Source organism: Microbacterium sp. NPDC077184, assembly GCF_040687055.1.
Taxonomy (GTDB): Bacteria; Actinomycetota; Actinomycetes; order Actinomycetales; family Microbacteriaceae; genus Microbacterium.
In genome coordinates this window covers 94,101-111,659 of sequence record NZ_JBFBMM010000007.1, presented here as the reverse complement: position 1 = coordinate 111,659, position 17,559 = coordinate 94,101, and the positions used below count along the sequence as shown (strand labels likewise).

The 17,559-nt window shown below is 70.7% G+C and carries 15 protein-coding genes; 8 read left to right on the top strand and 7 right to left on the bottom strand.

What is annotated here, in order from left to right:
• The first annotated feature begins 162 nt into the window (after positions 1 to 162).
• The 5 genes from AB0O93_RS13205 to AB0O93_RS13185 all read left to right on the top strand — a co-directional run bounded on the left by AB0O93_RS13205 (position 163) and on the right by AB0O93_RS13185 (position 5,963).
• A complete protein-coding gene (locus AB0O93_RS13205) occupies positions 163 to 432 on the top strand; it encodes a Rho termination factor N-terminal domain-containing protein (protein WP_363344068.1) in 270 nt (89 codons plus the stop codon).
• Between the two features lie 11 nt (positions 433 to 443).
• Positions 444 to 1,412 carry a DNA topoisomerase IB gene (locus tag AB0O93_RS13200; protein ID WP_363344066.1) on the top strand — a complete coding sequence of 323 codons (969 nt, stop codon included), beginning with the start codon at positions 444 to 446 and terminating at the stop codon, positions 1,410 to 1,412.
• 23 nt (positions 1,413 to 1,435) lie between these two features.
• A complete protein-coding gene (locus AB0O93_RS13195; RefSeq protein ID WP_363344064.1) occupies positions 1,436 to 1,858 on the top strand; it encodes a CrcB family protein in 423 nt (140 codons plus the stop codon).
• Positions 1,855 to 2,241, top strand: a complete 387-nt coding sequence (locus AB0O93_RS13190) for a CrcB family protein (protein ID WP_363344062.1) — start codon at positions 1,855 to 1,857, stop codon at positions 2,239 to 2,241. Before AB0O93_RS13195 ends, AB0O93_RS13190 begins: the two co-directional genes overlap by 4 nt.
• 62 nt (positions 2,242 to 2,303) lie before the next feature.
• Positions 2,304 to 5,963, top strand: a complete 3,660-nt coding sequence (locus AB0O93_RS13185; protein WP_363344060.1) for an efflux RND transporter permease subunit — start codon at positions 2,304 to 2,306, stop codon at positions 5,961 to 5,963.
• Between the two features lie 39 nt (positions 5,964 to 6,002).
• Here AB0O93_RS13185 and AB0O93_RS13180 read toward each other — a convergent pair whose 3' ends face one another.
• A complete protein-coding gene (locus AB0O93_RS13180; protein ID WP_363344058.1) occupies positions 6,003 to 6,944 on the bottom strand; it encodes a DUF998 domain-containing protein in 942 nt (313 codons plus the stop codon).
• A gap of 583 nt (positions 6,945 to 7,527) precedes the next feature.
• Here AB0O93_RS13180 and AB0O93_RS13175 point away from each other — a divergent pair.
• Positions 7,528 to 9,354 (top strand): DEAD/DEAH box helicase, encoded by a 1,827-nt coding sequence (locus AB0O93_RS13175; RefSeq protein WP_363344056.1) that lies wholly within the window; start codon positions 7,528 to 7,530, stop codon positions 9,352 to 9,354.
• 1 nt (position 9,355) lies between these two features.
• Here the strand turns inward: AB0O93_RS13175 and AB0O93_RS13170 are convergent, their stop codons facing one another.
• Entirely contained in the window at positions 9,356 to 10,435 is a 1,080-nt protein-coding gene (locus AB0O93_RS13170; protein WP_363344054.1) for an Rv2578c family radical SAM protein, read from the bottom strand.
• A gap of 111 nt (positions 10,436 to 10,546) precedes the next feature.
• On the opposite strand from AB0O93_RS13170, the gene AB0O93_RS13165 reads away from it, so the two are divergent.
• The gene (locus tag AB0O93_RS13165; protein WP_363344052.1) at positions 10,547 to 11,557 is read left to right on the top strand and encodes a M15 family metallopeptidase; all 1,011 of its coding nucleotides are present in this window, start codon (positions 10,547 to 10,549) and stop codon (positions 11,555 to 11,557) included.
• Between the two features lie 93 nt (positions 11,558 to 11,650).
• Positions 11,651 to 12,814 carry an acyl-CoA dehydrogenase family protein gene (locus tag AB0O93_RS13160; RefSeq protein WP_363344050.1) on the top strand — a complete coding sequence of 388 codons (1,164 nt, stop codon included), beginning with the start codon at positions 11,651 to 11,653 and terminating at the stop codon, positions 12,812 to 12,814.
• A 24-nt stretch (positions 12,815 to 12,838) separates the two neighbouring features.
• Here AB0O93_RS13160 and AB0O93_RS13155 read toward each other — a convergent pair whose 3' ends face one another.
• The 5 genes from AB0O93_RS13155 to AB0O93_RS13135 form a co-directional block, all read right to left on the bottom strand.
• Positions 12,839 to 13,624: an energy-coupling factor transporter transmembrane component T gene (locus AB0O93_RS13155; protein WP_363344227.1), complete on the bottom strand. Its 786-nt coding sequence runs from the start codon at positions 13,622 to 13,624 to the stop codon at positions 12,839 to 12,841.
• A gap of 47 nt (positions 13,625 to 13,671) precedes the next feature.
• A complete protein-coding gene (locus tag AB0O93_RS13150) occupies positions 13,672 to 15,417 on the bottom strand; it encodes an ABC transporter ATP-binding protein (RefSeq protein WP_363344225.1) in 1,746 nt (581 codons plus the stop codon).
• Positions 15,418 to 15,543: 126 nt separating this feature from the next.
• Positions 15,544 to 16,086, bottom strand: coding sequence for an ECF transporter S component (locus AB0O93_RS13145; protein WP_363344048.1), 543 nt, complete (start codon positions 16,084 to 16,086; stop codon positions 15,544 to 15,546).
• A gap of 75 nt (positions 16,087 to 16,161) precedes the next feature.
• On the bottom strand, positions 16,162 to 17,157 hold the full coding sequence (locus AB0O93_RS13140; protein ID WP_363344046.1) for a pirin family protein: 996 nt from the start codon (positions 17,155 to 17,157) through the stop codon (positions 16,162 to 16,164).
• A gap of 8 nt (positions 17,158 to 17,165) precedes the next feature.
• Positions 17,166 to 17,534, bottom strand: coding sequence for a GNAT family N-acetyltransferase (locus tag AB0O93_RS13135; RefSeq protein WP_363344044.1), 369 nt, complete (start codon positions 17,532 to 17,534; stop codon positions 17,166 to 17,168).
• Positions 17,535 to 17,559 lie beyond the last annotated feature (25 nt).

Genomic DNA, 17,559 nt, shown 5'->3' with positions numbered 1-17,559 from the left:
CCGGGAGGGGCTTGACGGCGGATCCAGCCCGGTGATATCGAGTCATAATTCGCGGGCTCACCTCGAACGGGCGCCCTTGTCAAGGCCCTGCCCATGCGCACGAGCCGACTTACGGTGTGGATCATCACGAGACCCCGATCTGTTCTGGAAAGGAGCGGACAGATGCCGAAGAACCGCGGATCGAACAGTCTGAAGGACCCGGAGCTCTACGAAGAGCTCCGTAAGGACGGTGCCTCGAAGGAGAAGGCCGCCCGCATCTCGAACGCCGCCGCCCGCGACGGGCGCGACACCGTCGGCGAGCGGGGTGGCGCCTCCGGCTCGTACGAGGACTGGACGGTGAAGGACCTCCGCGCCCGCGCGAAGGAGCTCGGCCTCACGGGCTACTCCGACAAGAAGAAGGCGGAGCTCGTCGACATGCTCCGCGACCACTGAGCGGCGCGCGGATGCCGAAGCTCGTCCGGGTGCGTCCGTTCGACGATCCCGGGTACAGCCGACGGAAGGCCGGTGAGGGGTTCCGGTTCGTCGATGTCACAGGAAAGGCCGTTCCCGCGCAAGACCGCGCGCGGATCCAGACGCTGGTGATCCCGCCTGCCTGGCAGGACGTCTGGATCTGCTGCGAGGCGCGGGGGCACATCCAGGTCGTCGGCACCGACGACGCCGGGCGGCGTCAGTACATCTACCACCCGGACTGGAGCAGCGGCCGCGACAGAGGCAAGTACGCGCGCGCGCTCGCACTCGCCGAGGCGCTGCCACGGGCGCGGGCGCGGGTCACCGCGTCGCTCCGTCGCGAGGCGCTCGACCGCGAGCGCGTGCTCGCGGCATCCTTCCGCCTTCTCGATCAGGGGGCGATCCGCATCGGGTCGACGCGCTACTTCACCAAGCACGGGAGTCGCGGGCTCACGACGCTGCTGCGGCGGGATGCCGCGGTCGAGGCGACACTCGTCGCGCTGCGCTTCCCCGGCAAGAGCGGCCAGCGCCAGAATATCGAGATCGACGACCCCGACCTCGCGCTCGCCGTGGCGCTGATGGCGGCGGGTCGCCCGTCATCCCGACTGCTCGCGTGGGAGCGCGGGCGGCGGCGGGTGCCGGTGACGCCGACCGAGGTGAACGCCTACGTACGGACCCTCACCGGCGGATCGTTCACGGCGAAGGACTTCCGGACTCTCCGCGGCACGATCCTCGCGGCCGACGCGCTCGCGCGGATCGGCGAGGTCTCCACCGCCCGCGAGCGCAAGCGTGCCGAGGTGCTCGCGGTGAAGGCGACCGCGACCGCCCTCGGGAACACGCCCGCGGTCGCGCGGAGCTCCTACATCGACCCGCGGGTGTGGTCGCGGTACAAGGACGGGCACCTCCTCGACCTCTCGGTGTCGCCGGAGTCGGCGATCCGCGCTCTGCTACGTCCGGGTCGATGACCGCTCGCGGATAACGTGGGCGCGTGAGCTCCGTCGTCAGCGTGCGCACCCTCGGCCTCGTCGTCGCGGGCGGCGCGGTCGGCGTGCTGGCACGCGAGATGCTCCTCCTGCCGGTCGATGCGCGCGGCCTGCCCTGGGCGACTCTTGCGATCAACATCGCCGGGTCCCTCCTCCTCGGCATCGTCGTGGGCTGGCTCGACGACCGGCATCCCCGGGCCCGCGCGTTCCTCGGCACCGGCGTGATGGGCGGGTTCACCACCTACAGCGCGTTCGCCGTCGCCTCCGCCGGCTTCGTCGGCGCGGAGCCCGCGGTTTTCGGGCTCGCGGCGTCGCTGGTGGCGGCATCCGTCCTCGGGGGAGTCCTCGCCGCGTTCGTCGGCCTCGTCATCGGGCGTCGCGTCGCCGACGTGCCGGGCGAGCTCGAGGATCCGGAGGATGCGCGGTGAACGCAGGGCTCATCCTCCTCGCCGCCCTCGCGGGAGGACTCGGCGCGGGCGCACGCTACGTCCTCGACCGGCTGATCACGGCGCGCACGCGCACGGTGTTCCCCGTCGGGATCCTCGTCGTCAACGCGACGGGGTCGTTCCTCCTGGGGCTCCTCACGGGCCTCGGCGCTGCGATCGTGCCCTCCGATCTTCTCCTCGTGCTCGGCGTCGGCCTCCTCGGCGGCTACACGACCTTCAGCACGGTGGCGGTCGAGTCGGTACTCGCGGCCGAGCGCCGGGAGTTCGCCGTCGCCGCGGGGAACCTGCTCGGAACGCTGGTGCTCTCGGTCGCGCTCGCCCTGGGCGGAATCGCCCTCGGGGCCGGAATCGCCGTGGGATACTGAACCCTCGATACACCCGCGTATCGAATGCCCTGCACCACCCGCACACGCACCCGAAGGCTCCCGTGTCGAACCTCGCCGTCCTCAGCCTGAAGAACCGGGCGCTCATCGCCCTGGTCACGATCGTCGTCGCCATCTTCGGTGGCATCGCGCTGAACTCCCTCAAGCAGGAGCTCATCCCCTCGATCGAATTCCCCGCCCTCATCGTCGTGTCGACCTACCCGGGCGCCTCGCCCGAGGTCGTGAGCAACGACGTCTCGACGCCGATCGAATCGGCGATCCAGGCGGTCCCGGGCCTCGAGTCCACGACGGCGACGAGCACGACCAACGCCTCGATCGTCCAGGCGTCGTTCACCTACGGCACCGATCTCGGCACGGCCGAGCAGAAGATCACCCAGGCGATCAACCGCATCCCGGGCGGGCTGCCGGACGGCGTCGAACCGAACGTCATCTCCGCGAGCATCGACGACTTCCCCGTCATCCAGCTCGCCGTCACCGGCTACGACGACGAGGAGACCATCCAGTCCACCCTCGATTCGACGGTCATCCCCGAGCTCGAGGACATCGACGGCGTCAACGGCGCCGAGGTCGTGGGCGGTGTCGGCCAGCGCATCACGATCACGCCGGATGCCGAGGCCCTCGCCGCCGCCGGCTTCACGCAGCAGGCCATCACTGATGCTCTCGAGCAAAACGGCGTGCTCTTCCCCGGCGGTGAGATCACCGAGGACTCCCAGACCCTGACGGTGCAGACCGGATCGAAGATCACCTCCGTTGACGAGGTCGCGGAGCTCCCGCTGGTGCCGGGCGACGAGGCGCAGTTCGCCGCCGGACCGCAGACGATCGCCGACGTCGCCGACGTCGTGCAGGAGCGGGACCCGGTCACCACCATCTCGCGCGTGAACGGCGACCCGGCGCTGACCATCGCCATCACCAAGCTTCCCGCCGCGAACACCGTCGAGGTGTCGCAGGCCGTCGTCGCGGCGCTCCCCGGGCTCGAGGATCAGCTGTCGGGCGTGGAGCTCTCCGTCATCTTCGACCAGGCGCCGTACATCGAGAAGTCGATCGAGACCCTCGCGGTCGAGGGAGGATTCGGTCTGCTCTTCGCCGTCCTGGTGATCCTCGTCTTCCTGCTGTCGGTGCGCGCGACCCTGGTGACGGCCATCTCGATCCCCACGAGCCTCCTCGTGACCTTCATCGGCCTGCAGGCGTTCGGGTACTCGCTGAACATCCTCACCCTGGGCGCGATCACGATCTCGATCGGTCGCGTCGTGGACGACTCGATCGTGGTCATCGAGAACATCCGTCGCCACTACGTCGGCAACGCCCCGAAGCTCCCGAGCATCATCCGCGCGGTGCGCGAGGTCGCCTCGGCGATCACGTCGTCGACGATCACCACGGTGGCGGTGTTCCTCCCCATCGCCTTCGTCGGCGACGTCACGGGCGAGCTCTTCCGGCCGTTCGCCCTGACGGCGACGCTCGCGCTGCTGGCCTCCCTCGTCGTGGCGCTCACCATCGTGCCGGTGCTGGCGTACTGGTTCCTGAAGCCAGGGAAGCCGCTCCTCGACGCGCAGGGTCGCGAGATCGACCCCGAGAACCCCGCGGCGCCGATGGATCGTCTGCAGAAGGGGTACGCCCCGGTCCTGCGCTGGACGCTCCGGCACTCGTTCGCCACCCTCGGCATCGCGATCCTGGTGCTGGCCGGCACGGTCGCCCTCGCGCCGCTGATGAAGACCAACTTCCTCGGAGACTCCGGGCAGAACACGTTCACCATGACCCAGTCCATCGGCGAGGCCCCGAGCCTGGAGGCCGAGGCGGCGGCGGCCGAGCCCGTCGAGGCGGCCATCGTCGGCATCGACGGCATCGAGACCGTGCAGGTGTCCATCGGCTCCAGCGGCAACGCACTGCGCGACGCCTTCACCGGGGGCGGCAGCGGCATCACCTACTCGATCACCACCGAGACGGGCGTCGACCAGGTGGCGCTTCGTGAGGAGGTCCAGCGCGCGATCGACGGGCTCGACGACGTCGGCGACGTGACGATCGCGGGCGGCAACGGCGGGTTCGGCTCGACCGATATCGAGATCGACGTCACCGCTCCCGACGCGACCACCCTGCAGGAGGCGACCGACGCCGTCGTCGCGAGCCTGGACGGGCTCGACGACGTCAGCCAGGTCACGAGCAACCTCTCGGCATCCCTTCCGTTCATCTCGGTCGCCGTCGATCGGGATCGCGCCGCCGAGCTCGGACTCTCCGAAGTGGCCGTCGGCGCTCTGGTCTCCAACACGATGCAGCCGCAGAACATCGGCAGCGTCGAGGTCGACGACACCGGGCTCACGGTCTACCTCGCGGTCGTCGACCCGCCCACGACGATCGAGGAGCTCCGCGACCTCGAGGTCTTCACCGCGCAGGGACCGCTTCCGCTGTCCGACGTCGCGACGGTGGAGGAGAGCCAGGGGCCGACCTCCATCACCACCGAGAGCGGCGTCCGCACCTCGACCGTGACGGTGACTCCGGCGACCGACAACCTCGCCCAGGCGACGCAGTCGGTGACCGAGGCTCTTGAGGGCGCCGACCTGCCGGCGGCGGCGGACGCGACGCTCGGGGGCGTGGTGTCCGACCAGAACGACGCGTTCGCGCAGCTCGGCCTCGCGCTCCTCGCGGCGATCCTCATCGTCTACGTGGTCATGGTCGCGACGTTCAAGTCGCTCCGCCAGCCGCTCCTGCTGCTGATCTCGGTGCCGTTCGCGGCGACCGGCGCGATCATCCTGCAGGTCATCACCGGCATCCCGCTCGGCGTCGCGTCGCTCATCGGTGTCCTGATGCTCATCGGCATCGTGGTGACGAACGCGATCGTCCTCATCGACCTCGTGAACCAGTACCGGGAGAAGGGGCTGTCGGCGTACGAGGCGACGGTCGCCGGTGCGGTGCGTCGACTCCGCCCGATCCTCATGACCGCGCTCGCGACGATCCTCGCCCTGACCCCGCTCGGTCTCGGGATCACCGGCAGCGGCGGATTCATCTCGCAGCCGCTCGCGATCGTCGTGATCGGTGGTCTCATCTCCTCCACGCTGCTGACGCTTCTCGTGCTGCCGGCGCTCTACAACCTCGTCGAGGGCGCCAAGGAGCGTCGCCTGGCGCGGCGCGCGGGCGGTGCGGATTCCTCCACGGACGCCGGAAGTGACGCCGCGGATGCGAGCGAGGCACCGGTCGCCCCGATGAGTCGCCGCGAGCTGCGCGCGCGCGAGCGCGGGGTCGCCGACACCGCGGGTGTCCCGGTGGTGGCGGGTACCGCGACGGCGCTGGCCACCGTCGCCGTTCCGGTCATCGAGGAAGCGCCGGATGTCGAGGTGCCGTCCACGGATGCCGAGCCCCCGGCGGGAGCCGCCGAGGCCGCTGCCGAGGATGCCGAAAGCGGTGGAGCGCTCGAGTCCCCGGTCGACGAGGGCCCTGGCTCGCTGTCGGCGGTCGCGGCGGTCGACCCGGTGATCGAGGAGTCGCCTGATCTCGAGACGTCGGTGATGGATGCCGAGCCCCCGGCGGGTGCTGCGGATGCCGCTGCCGAGGATGCGCTCACCGGAGGTGCGTACACCCCGGAAAGCCCGGAAGGTCCGGAGTCCGTTGCCGACGAGCGCGGGGAGTCGGACGAGAACCCGGAGTCGGACGAGAACCCGGAGTCGGATGAAAGCCCGGAGTCGGACGAGAACCCGGACGGGCAGCGGCAGGACTGACCGGCCGGAGCGTCGCGGCGAGACCGCGGGGGCGTCGCGTCAGATCCGGCGCGACGCCGTGGGTCTGTGGCTGTGTTCGCGGCCGGCGGTCGTCATTCCCGCCGCCCGAGCGCGGGTGCGCCGAGGCGCTCCGCTCGTGTTTGCGCGGACATGAATCGGAGGGCGGGTCGACCGGGTGGCGGCGATCCTGCGGGGCGTGCTCATCGCGTACGCGCGGCTCGGCTGGCGACGCACGCGGTGCCGGACCGGGCGGTGACGTACCGGTCGTGACGGTTCGTCGGACGCGTCCGTCGGGACGGCACGCGGCGTTGCGTGGGGGACCGTGCTCGCGCTCGCGTGGGGCGTCCATCCGCGGACGACGCGGTTCAACGCCGGGAGCCACACGCCGACGATGCCGAAGGCCATCGCCTCGTACGCGGCGAGGGTGATGATCTGAAGGATCAGCAGGACCATTCCCGTCGCGATGATCAGCACGCCGATCGCGGTTCCGAGGCGGAACCGGAGGCTCACCTTCCGAAGGCCGAGCGCGAACGCGAACATCGCGAGGAACGACAGCGCGAGGCCGGCGGCGGCGCGGTCGTGCATGTCCATACTGACGGGGATCGGGATGAGGCCGACGACGGTCATGTGGAGCCCTGCCGACGCGATCGCCCAGCGAAGACCGCGGGATGCGCGGATGGTCATGACGTGGGAGAGGTCGGCGGCGAGGAAGACCGCGTAGAGCACCAAGAGGGCTCCGGCGATGATGACCGCCCCGTTGAACGAGTAGCTGGAGAAGTCGCCGAAGGTGCCGAGCTGGGAGAAGTGCAGGTGCCACCACAGGTGGTCGCGCGTCGTGAGGATCGCCAGCGCGACACCGGCGACGAGGACGGCGATGGCGAGCGTGGAGATGCGCTGCGACAGGTTGATCGGGGCGACGGGGACGCTGGTGGTGGCGGGTGCCGAGGACGCGATGGGTCGACGGCGGGCGCGCGCGGGCACACTCGCAGGAAGGTGTGTCGCGGGCGGGACTTCGGTTCGGGTCGTGTTCACTTTGCTCACCGTGCGTCAACGGTCGGGGGACTCGAGGAGTGCCGCGTCCCCCTATCGGCACGCCCGCAAAGCGCGATTCCGGAGGCAACCCAGCTCGCCTCCGTCATACGGCACTCTTCAAGTGGTATAGAGTACCGCGCCGCTGAGGCATTCTCCCAAATGGTGCGTCGCCGTCTTGACGGCGCACCGCCGTGAGCGCTACGAGTGCGTGCGTCCGCGGGCATGGGTTCATTCTGGCGCGCGTATGTGTCATCGAGGTTGCGAGCTGCGAGAATCTTCGCCTCCGTCGACGTGTCCGGTCCGTGGATGGGCCTCTCAGGCGCGTGGACTACGCTCGACCGGTCGGCTCTGGACAAGCGCGCTTCGCGCTCCGAGTTCTGTGAGTCCCTGGGGCCGATGGTGAGCGTCGATCGACGCGCATGAACCATCACATGAATGGCCCCCGGCCCACGAGCGCCCGGGTTTGACCGCGGTCCGACGGAGATGTCGTCGGGTGCGGCGCTGTTCTCGTGCGAGAACCGAAGGAACACCCATGCCCAAGAACAAGAAGCCCGCCGGCGGCCGCCCCGCCAAGAACTTCGAGCCCCGCTACGGCGAGCGTTCGCAGGGGTCCTACCAGGATCGCAAGCGCCGCAGCGAGTCTTCCGCTCCCGGCCGTTCCGGCGCTCCCGCCGGCAGCCGCAGCCCCGGACACCGCGGATACCGCCCCGAGACCGAGGACGCCGCCCCCAAGCGTCGGTGGAGCGGGCAGGAGAAGGTCGGCCGCGACGAAGCGCGCCGCATCCGCACGCATGAGAGCGCGGATCGCGCCGGACGCCGTCCGGCCGAAGCTCGCCCCGAGCGTAGCCGCACGGACCGGATGGACCGGGTGCCGCGCGACGACCGCCGCACTTTCGGCGACGCACGCCCGTCGACGCGTGATGACCGTCCGCGTCGCTCGTTCGATGACGACCGTCCTCGGAAGTCGTTCGAGGGCGATCGCCCGCGTCGTTCGTTCGACAGTGACCGTCCGCGTCGTTCCTTCGACAACGATCGTCCGCGTCGTTCGTTCGACAAGGACCGTCCTCGACGCGACCAGTCGACCCGCCCGGTGCGCACGCGCGCTCAGGACGACCGCGTCGACGTCGTCCACGATCGCCTCCAGGCGCAGGCCGTCCAGGCCACCGTCGTCGAGGGGGCGACCTTCTCCGACCTCGGTCTCGGCGACAACATCGTGCGGGTTCTCGCGGACCTCGGCGCGGCGTCGCCCTTTCCGATCCAGGCCGCCACGATCGGGCCGATCCTCGCCGGCACCGATGTGCTCGCCCGCGGTCGCACCGGCTCCGGAAAGACCATCGCGTTCGGGGCGCCGCTCGTCGAGAGCATCCTCCGTTCGCAGGCCGGCAAGCGTCGGGCGTTCGGCCGCAACCCGCGTGCCCTGATCCTCGCGCCGACCCGTGAGCTGGCGCTGCAGATCGACCGTACGATCCAGCCCATCGCGCGCAGTGTCGGCCTCTTCACCACGCAGATCTACGGCGGCGTGCCCCAGGGGCGTCAGGTCGGCGCGCTGAAGAAGGGTGTCGACATCATCATCGGCACCCCCGGCCGCATCGAGGACCTCGTCGAGCAGGGCAAGCTCGACCTGTCCGACATCGAGATCGCGGTCCTGGACGAGGCCGACCACATGTGCGAGCTCGGATTCCTCGAGCCTGTCCAGCGCATCCTTCGCCACACGGCCGACGGCTCGCAGAAGCTGCTGTTCTCCGCCACGCTCGACCGCGAGGTCGCCGCGCTGGTCGATGAGTTCCTCGTGGAGCCCGCCGTCTACGAGGTCGCCGGTGAAGACCAGGATTCCGGAACGATCGACCACCGCGTCCTCGTGATCGACCACCGCGACAAGGCCGACATCCTCGCGTCCCTGGTCGAGCGGGAGGGCAAGACGCTCGTCTTCGCCCGGACCCGCGCCTACGCCGAGACGCTCGCCGAGCAGTTCGACGATGCCGGGATCCGCGCCCTCGCGCTGCACGGTGATCTGAACCAGGCCAAGCGCACCCGGAACCTCGAGCGCTTGACCTCCGGCCGTGTCCAGGTGCTCGTCGCCACGGACGTCGCCGCCCGCGGCATCCACGTCGACGACATCGATCTCGTCGTGCAGGCCGACGCGCCGGACGAGTACAAGACCTACCTCCACCGGTCGGGCCGCACCGGACGTGCCGGTCGCGCAGGTACGGTCGTGACGCTGATCACCCGTCAGCGCCGTCGTCGCATGAGTGAACTCCTGGACCGTGCTGAGATCGAGGCGCCGTTCGAGGACGCGCGCCCGGGTGACGATCTGCTGGAGGAGCTCTCCGGCCGTCAGGCATCGAACGTCGACGCCTGAGTCAGAAGAGCATGGCCGGGGCGGATGCCGCGGCGCGGCCCCGCGCGGTGGTGACCACCGTCGCGGCGGTCGACCGCCGTTGCGCGAGCCCCGGCATCCCTTCGCCGCGAGGGCTGTCGTCCTCCGCCTGCCCGCCGAGGCCATGTCGGCGTAAGAGCGGTCGAACTCGTTTGGCGAGCCAGGTGCGATACGCCTTGGATGCGTACGCCGCCGCGCCCGGGTAAAGACCGCGGTACGACGACACCAGCTCGGGATGCTCGCGCTCGAGCCACCGTAGGAACCACTCCTTCGCGCCCGGACGAAGGTGCAGGGCGCCGAAGACCACCCGTGTGGCGCCGGCGTCGGCGATGCGGCGGAGCGCGTCGTCGAGCGCCGGGACCGAGTCGGTCAGGTGCGGCAGGATCGGCATCAGGAAGACCGTCACCCGGAAGCCTGCCTCGGCGGCCGCGCGCACCGTGTCGAGCCGCGCGGCGGTGGACGGCGTCCCGGGTTCGATCGCCCGTTGCAGGGCGTCGTCGAAGACGGCGATCGACAGGGCGATGGTCACGGGGACCTCGCGTGCGGCATCGACGAGGAGCGGGAGATCGCGGCGGAGCAGCGTCCCCTTCGTCAGGATCGAGAAGGGCGTGCCCGCGTCGGTCAGGGCGGAGACGATCCCCGGCATCAGGCGGTACCGTCCCTCCGCCCGCTGGTAGGGATCCGTGTTCGTCCCGAGCATCACCGGATCGTGCAGCCACGTCGGGCGCGCGAGCTCGCGCCGCAGAACGTCGGCGACGTTGACCTTCACGATGATCTGACTGTCGAAGTCGTGGCCGGCATCAAGCTCCAGGTACTCGTGCGTGCCCCGCGCGAAGCAGTAGGTGCACGCGTGGCTGCACCCGCGATACGGGTTGACGGTCCAATCGAACGGGACCCCGGATGCCGTCGGCACGTGGTTCAGGGCGCTCTTGGCGAGAACCTCGTGGAAGACCACGCCGTTGAACTCGGGTGTCGTGACGGTTTGCACGAACCCGCCCAGATGCTCCATGCCGGGGAGGGCCCCGGCATCCGTCTCGCCCAATCGCTGTCCCTGCCATCGCATAGTCTCAGGGGAACAAAAGTTCGATGTTAAGTCAAGGGGGTGTGATCCGTATTAGAACGGTGGCGATGAGATCGGGTCCCGGGTCGTGCGAGACCCCGTGGGCAGGGCACAATGGCCGACGTGCTCCAGGCCGGATCCCCCGAACCCGCCGCGCGTCACGCAGGTGCGCCGCGCGGTGCGCGGATCGGCGTGGGCGCGGCCGTGCTGGCGGTCGCGGCCCTCCTCATGGGGGCGTCGGCGACGCTGACCAGCCTGACGGCTCCGGCTCCGGCGACGCCGGACGGCGCGGCGGCGGAGGGCGCGGAATCCGCCGCGCTCTCGGCGGTGGAGGTGCCCGCGTTCGCCGGGCCGATCGCGGCGTTGCCCGTTCCCGAGCAGACGGCGCTCGCTGCCGCGGTGGATCCGTGCGCCCTGCCTGAGGTCGTCTCTGCGCTGAATGCCGGAGAGGACGAGGCGGTCATCGCCGCGTTCGGCGGCGCCGAGCCGTTCCGCGTTGCGGTGACGGAGGACCGGGCGCCGTGCGTGAGCCTCGACGATCCGGCACGCACATGGATGGTCGTGAACAAGGTCCGCCCCTACGCGCCGATGTCGTTCCGGCCGACGGCCCTCGCGATGCCCGACGGGGTGCGTTCGCTCAGCGGCGGTGCGCTGCACGAGAAGTCAGCGGCGGCGCTGGCGACCATGGCCGCCGACGCGCGTGACGCCGGGGTGGGCGAGATCGCCCTCGCAAGCGGTTTCCGCTCGTTCGAGACGCAGGCCGACACCTACCGCAGCCACGTCGCCGGCCGCGGGGTGGAGGGTGCCGATCTGGTGAGCGCCCGTGCGGGATTCAGCGAGCACCAGTCCGGCTTCGCCGCCGACGTCGTACCGTGCGACGGTGGCTGCGGCACGCTCGACGACCTCGCCGGCAGCTCTCAGGGGCGTTGGGTGCATGACAACGCCTGGCGATACGGCTGGATTGTCCGCTACGGCGAGGGGATGACGGACGTGACGGGCTATGTTCCCGAGGCCTGGCACCTGCGCTACGTCGGTCCGTCCCTCGCTCAGGAGTATCACGAGGCCGGGTGGGAATCACTGGAGGAGTTCTTCGGTCTGCAGCCCGCTCCGGACTACATCGGCTGATTCGCGGTCACGGATGTCGGTGGAACTGAGTACCCTGGCATCCGGGATGCGATTTCACGGCATCCGTTTGCTCGAGGACGAGAGGACCACGCCATGGAGCGCGACATCTACGACGAGGATCACGAGGCGTTCCGCGACGTCGTGAAGGAGTTCGTCAAGCGCTACGTCACGCTCGCCGACATCGCCCGGTGGGATGCCGACGGTGAGGTCGATCGCGCCACGATGCGCGCGGCGGGCGAGTCCGGTCTCATCGGGCTTTCGGTCCCCGAGGAGTTCGGTGGCGCGGGCATGCTGCAGGATTACCGCTTCCGTGCGGTCGTGAACGAGGAGATCATCGCCGCGGGTGCGGGAAGCCTCGCGGGGGCTTTCGGCATCCAGGACGACCTCGCCGTTCCGTACCTCGTGCATATGGGCACCGACGAGCAGAAGCAGACCTGGCTTCCGCGCATGGCGACGGGCGAGATCATCGGCGCGCTCGCGATGACCGAGCCGGGCGCCGGCAGTGACCTGCGCGGCATCAAGACGACCGCGAAGAAGGTCGACGGCGGCTACATCGTCAACGGCGCGAAGACCTTCATCTCCTCGGGCGCCACCGCCGACATCGTCGTCACCTTCGTCAAGACCGGCGAGGGCGACCGCCCCGACGCATTCAGCCTCTTCGTCATCGAGACCGCGTCGGAGGGCTTCGACCACGGCAAGAAGCTCCACAAGATGGGCTTCCAGGGGCACGACACCGCCGAGCTCAGCTTCAGTGACGTCTTCGTTCCCGACGCGAACCTCATCGGCGGGCGCGAGGGTCAGGGGTTCGTGCAGCTCATGATGAACCTGCCGCTGGAGCGCCTCTCGATCGGTGTCGCCGCCGCGGCCGCCGCGCAGGCGGGGCTCGATTGGACGCTGACCTACACGAAAGAGCGCGAGGCGTTCGGCCAGCGCATCATCGACTTCCAGAACTCCCGCTTCGCCCTCGCCGACATCGCCACTACCGTCGACGCGCTGTGGGCGTACATCGACCGCGCGCTCCTGGCGTATCGCGACGGCAAGCTCTCGGCCGAGGAAGCGGCGAAGGTCAAGTTCTGGACGACCGAGCGCGAGTGGGATGTGCTCGACGCGTGCGTTCAGCTCCACGGCGGTTACGGCTACATCATGGAGTACCCGATCGCGCGGGCCTTCCTCGACGCCCGCGTCCACCGCATCTACGGCGGCACGAACGAGATCATGCGCGAGATCGTCGGGCGTCAGCTCGCCGGCAAGCGCTGAGCGATCCGTTCGGCGGGCTCCGCGTCAGGCGATGGCCCACGGGAAGGTCGTGGTGAACACCGCGGCGGATGCCGCCCAGAAGAGGATCGCGAAGACGACATCGCGCGCACGAAACGGCACCAGGTGTCGTTCCGTGCGGCCCGCGTAGGCGCCGAAGGCGCGGGCATCCATCGCCAGAGCGACCCGCTCGGCGTGCCGGATCGCCCCGGCGAGGAGCGGGACGACGTAGCTCGTCCAGCGGCGGACGGCGGCGATCGGTCCGCGCCCGCGGTTCGCGCCGCGAACCCGGTGGGCTTGGCGGATGACCTCGAGCTCGTGCCCGAAGCGGGGGACGAACCGGAACGCGGCCAATGCCGTGTACCCGATCCGATACGGAACCCGCAGCTGCTGGATGCTCGCCCGCACGAGATCCGGCCCGGTCGTCGACAGGCCCGGGATGAGCGACAGGGCCAGGATCGCCGCCAGTCTCAGCCCCGTCGCGAAGCCGATCTCCAGCGCTCCCGCGTAGAGGGTCCATGCCCCGATCTGCAGGACCGGCGCGGTGTCGTCGACCAGGGCTGCATCCGTCCACAGCGAGAAGCCCAGGCCGATCGCCAGCGCCACCGCCGGTACGGCGAGCCCGAGGATGAGCGCGAGGCGCACCGACATCCGGACCCCGACGAGGAGGACGAGGTACCCGAGGGCGAGGAAGACGAGCGGCGTCCGCAGGTCGCGGACGAACACCAGCAGGACGATCGCGGGAAGGACCGCGGCGACTTTCGCGAGCGGGTTCAGCCGGTACAGGAACCGCCAGGGTGCGGCATCCGTGATCTCGCGATACGGATCGACGACCGCGGTGGGGGCGGTGGCGGGGAAGCTCACGACGGGATCCCGTCCGTGCGGAATCGGACGCCGGCGCGGGCGCCGAGCGGGGTGCCGGGGAGGTCGGAGACGCGGGTCGCCGACGCCAGGTGCGGGTGCCCCGCCACCCCGTGCAGTGCGCGCGCGAGCGGCGGCATGCGCAGTCCCGCCTGGTCGATGAGGTCTTGGTCGGCGAACACCTCCGCCGTCGGGGCGTCCGCGAGGATCCGGCCGTCCGCCATGACCACGACGCGCTCGGCGTGGTCGGCGACGAGCTGCATGTCGTGCGTGACGACGATGACGGTCGTGCCGTCGTCGTGCAGGTCGCGGAGGAGAGACAGGAGCTCCTCGGCGCGCGCGCGGTCCTGACCGAAGGTCGGCTCATCCAGCGCCAGGACCCCCGCGCCCGCGACGAGCGCGGTGCCGACGGACAGGCGCCGCTTCTGTCCGCCCGAGAGCAGGAACGGATGGACGTGCGCGCGTTCGGCGAGGCCGAAGCGCTCGAGAAGCGCCATCGCGCGTTCCCGCACCTCGTCCTCCGAGACGGCGGTGCGGCGCAGACCGTGCGCGATCTCTTCGAAGACGGATGCGGTGATGAACTGGTGCTCGGGATTCTGGAAGACGAAGCCGACACGTTCGGCGCGCGTCCGCTCGTCGAGCCGGGCGATGTCGTCGCCGCCCACGCGCACGGTTCCCTTCGGTGACGTGAGGACTCCCGCCATCGCCTGGACCAGCGTGGTCTTGCCGGCTCCGTTGGCGCCGACGACGGCGACGAACGCGCCGCGGGGGATGTCGACGGTCACGTCGTGGAGGACCGGTGTCTTCCCCCGTCGGAGCGTCAGGTCGCGTGCCTCGATGGCCGCGCCGACGGCCGCGGGTGAGGGGGCGGGCGCCGAGGAATCGACGACGACGGCGGGCGCGGCATCCGGCGCCGGCTGCGCCTCGAGGGCGGCGCGGAGCTCATCCGGGGTGAGCGGCAGGGGGTCGAACGCGTAGCCCGCGCCCCGCAGCCGCAGCGCGGCGAGCGTCGACGTCGGGAGCCAGACGCCCAGCGCGGCCAGACGCTCGGCATCGCCGCGGAGGACCGCGTCGGTCGGCCCGTCGACGAGCACGACGCCGTCGGCCCCGAGCACCACGACGCGGGTGACGAGGGCGACCGCGGCGTCGAGGTTGTGCTCGATGAGCACGATCGCCCGTTCGGGATCGCCCGCGACCTCGGCCAGCGCCTCGTAGACCTCGTCGATGCCGCGCGGGTCGAGGTTCGCCGTCGGTTCGTCGAGCACCATCAGCCGCGACCCCATGGCGAGGGCGCACGCGATGGCGAGACGCTGGCGCCCGCCGCCGGACAGGCGGTCGGGGTTCTCGGAGCGCCGCTCCCAGAGGCCGACGCGTCGCAGGGACGCCTCTGAGCGAGCGAGGACGTCGCCGACCGGCAGGCGCAGATTCTCCGGCCCGAACGCGACCTCGTCGAGGAGCGTGCCCGTCACCAGCTGCGCGTCGGGATCCTGGAACACCATCCCGACGTGACGGGAGAGGCGCGCCACGGAGCTGGCGGCGGTGTCGAGGCCCGCGATGACGACGGATCCGTCGAGGGTCGCCGGAACGGCGTGCGGGATGAGGCCGTTGAAGGCGAGCGCGAGGGTCGATTTCCCCGACCCGCTGGGCCCGAGGACGAGCACCACCTCGCCGGGCGCGACGTCGAACGACACCCGGGCCGGCGTCGCGGCATCCTCGCCCTCGTGCGTGATCGCGACGTCGCGCAGGCGCGCAAACGGACCGGGCCCGGGAGATGAGCCGGAACCGGGCGCGGGAAGAGGGTGTGCAGTCACGGCGGGCCTCGGTAGGTGAGTCTCACCTAACCTATCGCGGCGGGCCTGTGTTGCTCCGGGTCAGCGGCGGGCGACGCCGGCGCGGCGGAGCGCGACGCCGATGCCGAGGCCGAGCGCGGTCCAGGCGACGGGGCCGAGCACCGAGACGACGAGGTAGATCACCTGTGCCCAGGTCGGGAGCGACGCGAGGTCGGCGGCGAAGGCGACGACGACGGCGACGAGGATGCCGATGATGATCGCCGAGATGAAGAACCGCCACGCATCCCACACCCGGTAGCGGGTGAGGGCGGCCACGAGCTCCTGGATCCCTCCGAACAGCAGCGCGGTGCCGATGAAGCGCAGCGCCCATTGCGGCGCCATCGCGCTCGCGACGAGCGCGGCGAAGACGTGCGAGAGGAGCGCCACCCACGGGAGTCGGATGACCTCCTGCGCGATGATGCCCGGCAGCACGTGGGAGCCGAGCACGATGCCGTACAGGATCGGCACGGCCAGGAGCACCACCGGGGTCACCCATCCGGCGATGCCGCCGAGGAGGCCTGTCGCCACGCCGATCGCGGCGCTCGTGAGCAGCACGCGCGTGGAGAGGACGGAGGTTCGGGCCACGTCCCTCAGCGTATCGCCGGTGGACGAGGGCGCGGATCGCGGGCGGCCGGGAGAAACTCGGCGCCGCGGCCGGGGTCAGACGCGGCGCTTGCGGCGCGTGAGGCGGACCGCCGGCATGGGCGGGGCGGGGATGCGTTCGTCGCCGTGGTCGACGACCGCGCCGAACCGGTCGGCGCCGGCCTCCCACGCCTCGCGCGCCGCGACGATCTCATCGTGGCTGCGGCCGACGAAGTTCCACCACATGACGATGTCGTCCTCGAACGGCTCACCGCCGAGGAGGAACACCCGTGCTCCATCGGTGCTCTCGATCTCGATGTGATCGCGGGTGAGTCCGAGATACAGGAGATGCTCGCCATCCAGGTCGACCGGGTCGTCGGCGCCCTCGACGTGCGTCGCGACCCGCAGATCCCCTTCGACACCCATCAGCGCGTGCTCCCACGCGGGATCGAGGGGGACGCGGACGCGCGATGCGGGCGGCACGGCGATCTCGGCGCCGACGATCGGGGTGTAGGTCGTGGCGGGGGAGGAGACGCCGCCGAGGGTACCGAGGACGACGGTCGCCGCGCCCGGCTCGCCCGCCGCCGCCTCCAGAGCCAGCTCGGGAAGGTCGCTGTGCTGCTCGAACGCAGGAGCGCCGTGACGGCGCGATTCCGGGAGCGCGACCCACAGCTGCAGGGCGTCCAGCGGCGTGGCCTCCTCGCCGAGGGAGTACTCCGAGTGCGTGATGCCGGCGCCGCTCGTCATGAGGTTGAGCGCTCCGCGTCGCACGAGCACGTCGCTGCCCACCGAGTCGCGATGACGGACGTCGCCGACGAACGGCCAGGTCACCGTCTGCAGCCCGATATGCGGGTGCGGTTCGACGCGCATCCGCGTGACCTGCGGCCCGAACCGATCGAGGAAGCACCAGGCCCCGACGAGCGGCAGATCGCGCTGCGGCAGCGCGCGGCGGACCGACATCGCCCGCACGCCGCCGAGGGGCACCTCGCGGGCTTCGAGCAGTAGGGCTCTCGGGCCGTCGCACTCCGAGGCGGTCTCCGTCGCGACGGCATCGTCGGTGTCGAGCCGGGTCATCGCGTGCCTCAGCCCTCGGACGCGGCGGGGCGGGGCGTCGGCCAGTCCACCGTGAGCCCGTCGACGTCGTTCTCGCTCAGGTACTTCGCGACGAACGGGCAGTACGGCCGGACCGTTTCGCCGCTGCGCGCGACATCGGCCATCGCCCCGGCGACGAGGGTGCCGCCGAGCCCCTGCCCGCGGAAGGCGGGGTCGGTCTGGGTGTGGGTGAAGCGGAGGCGGCCCTTCGGATCGGTGCTGAACTCGCTGAAGCCGGCGAGCTCGCCGCCGACGTGGATCTCGTAGCGCCCGGCCTCGTCGTTGCGGGTGACGGTCGTGTTGTCGTTGTCGGTCACGGTGGTCCTCTCGTCGTGCTCCTCAACGTAGGCGCGCAGCATCCGATTCCGCCAGCGACTGGCAGAG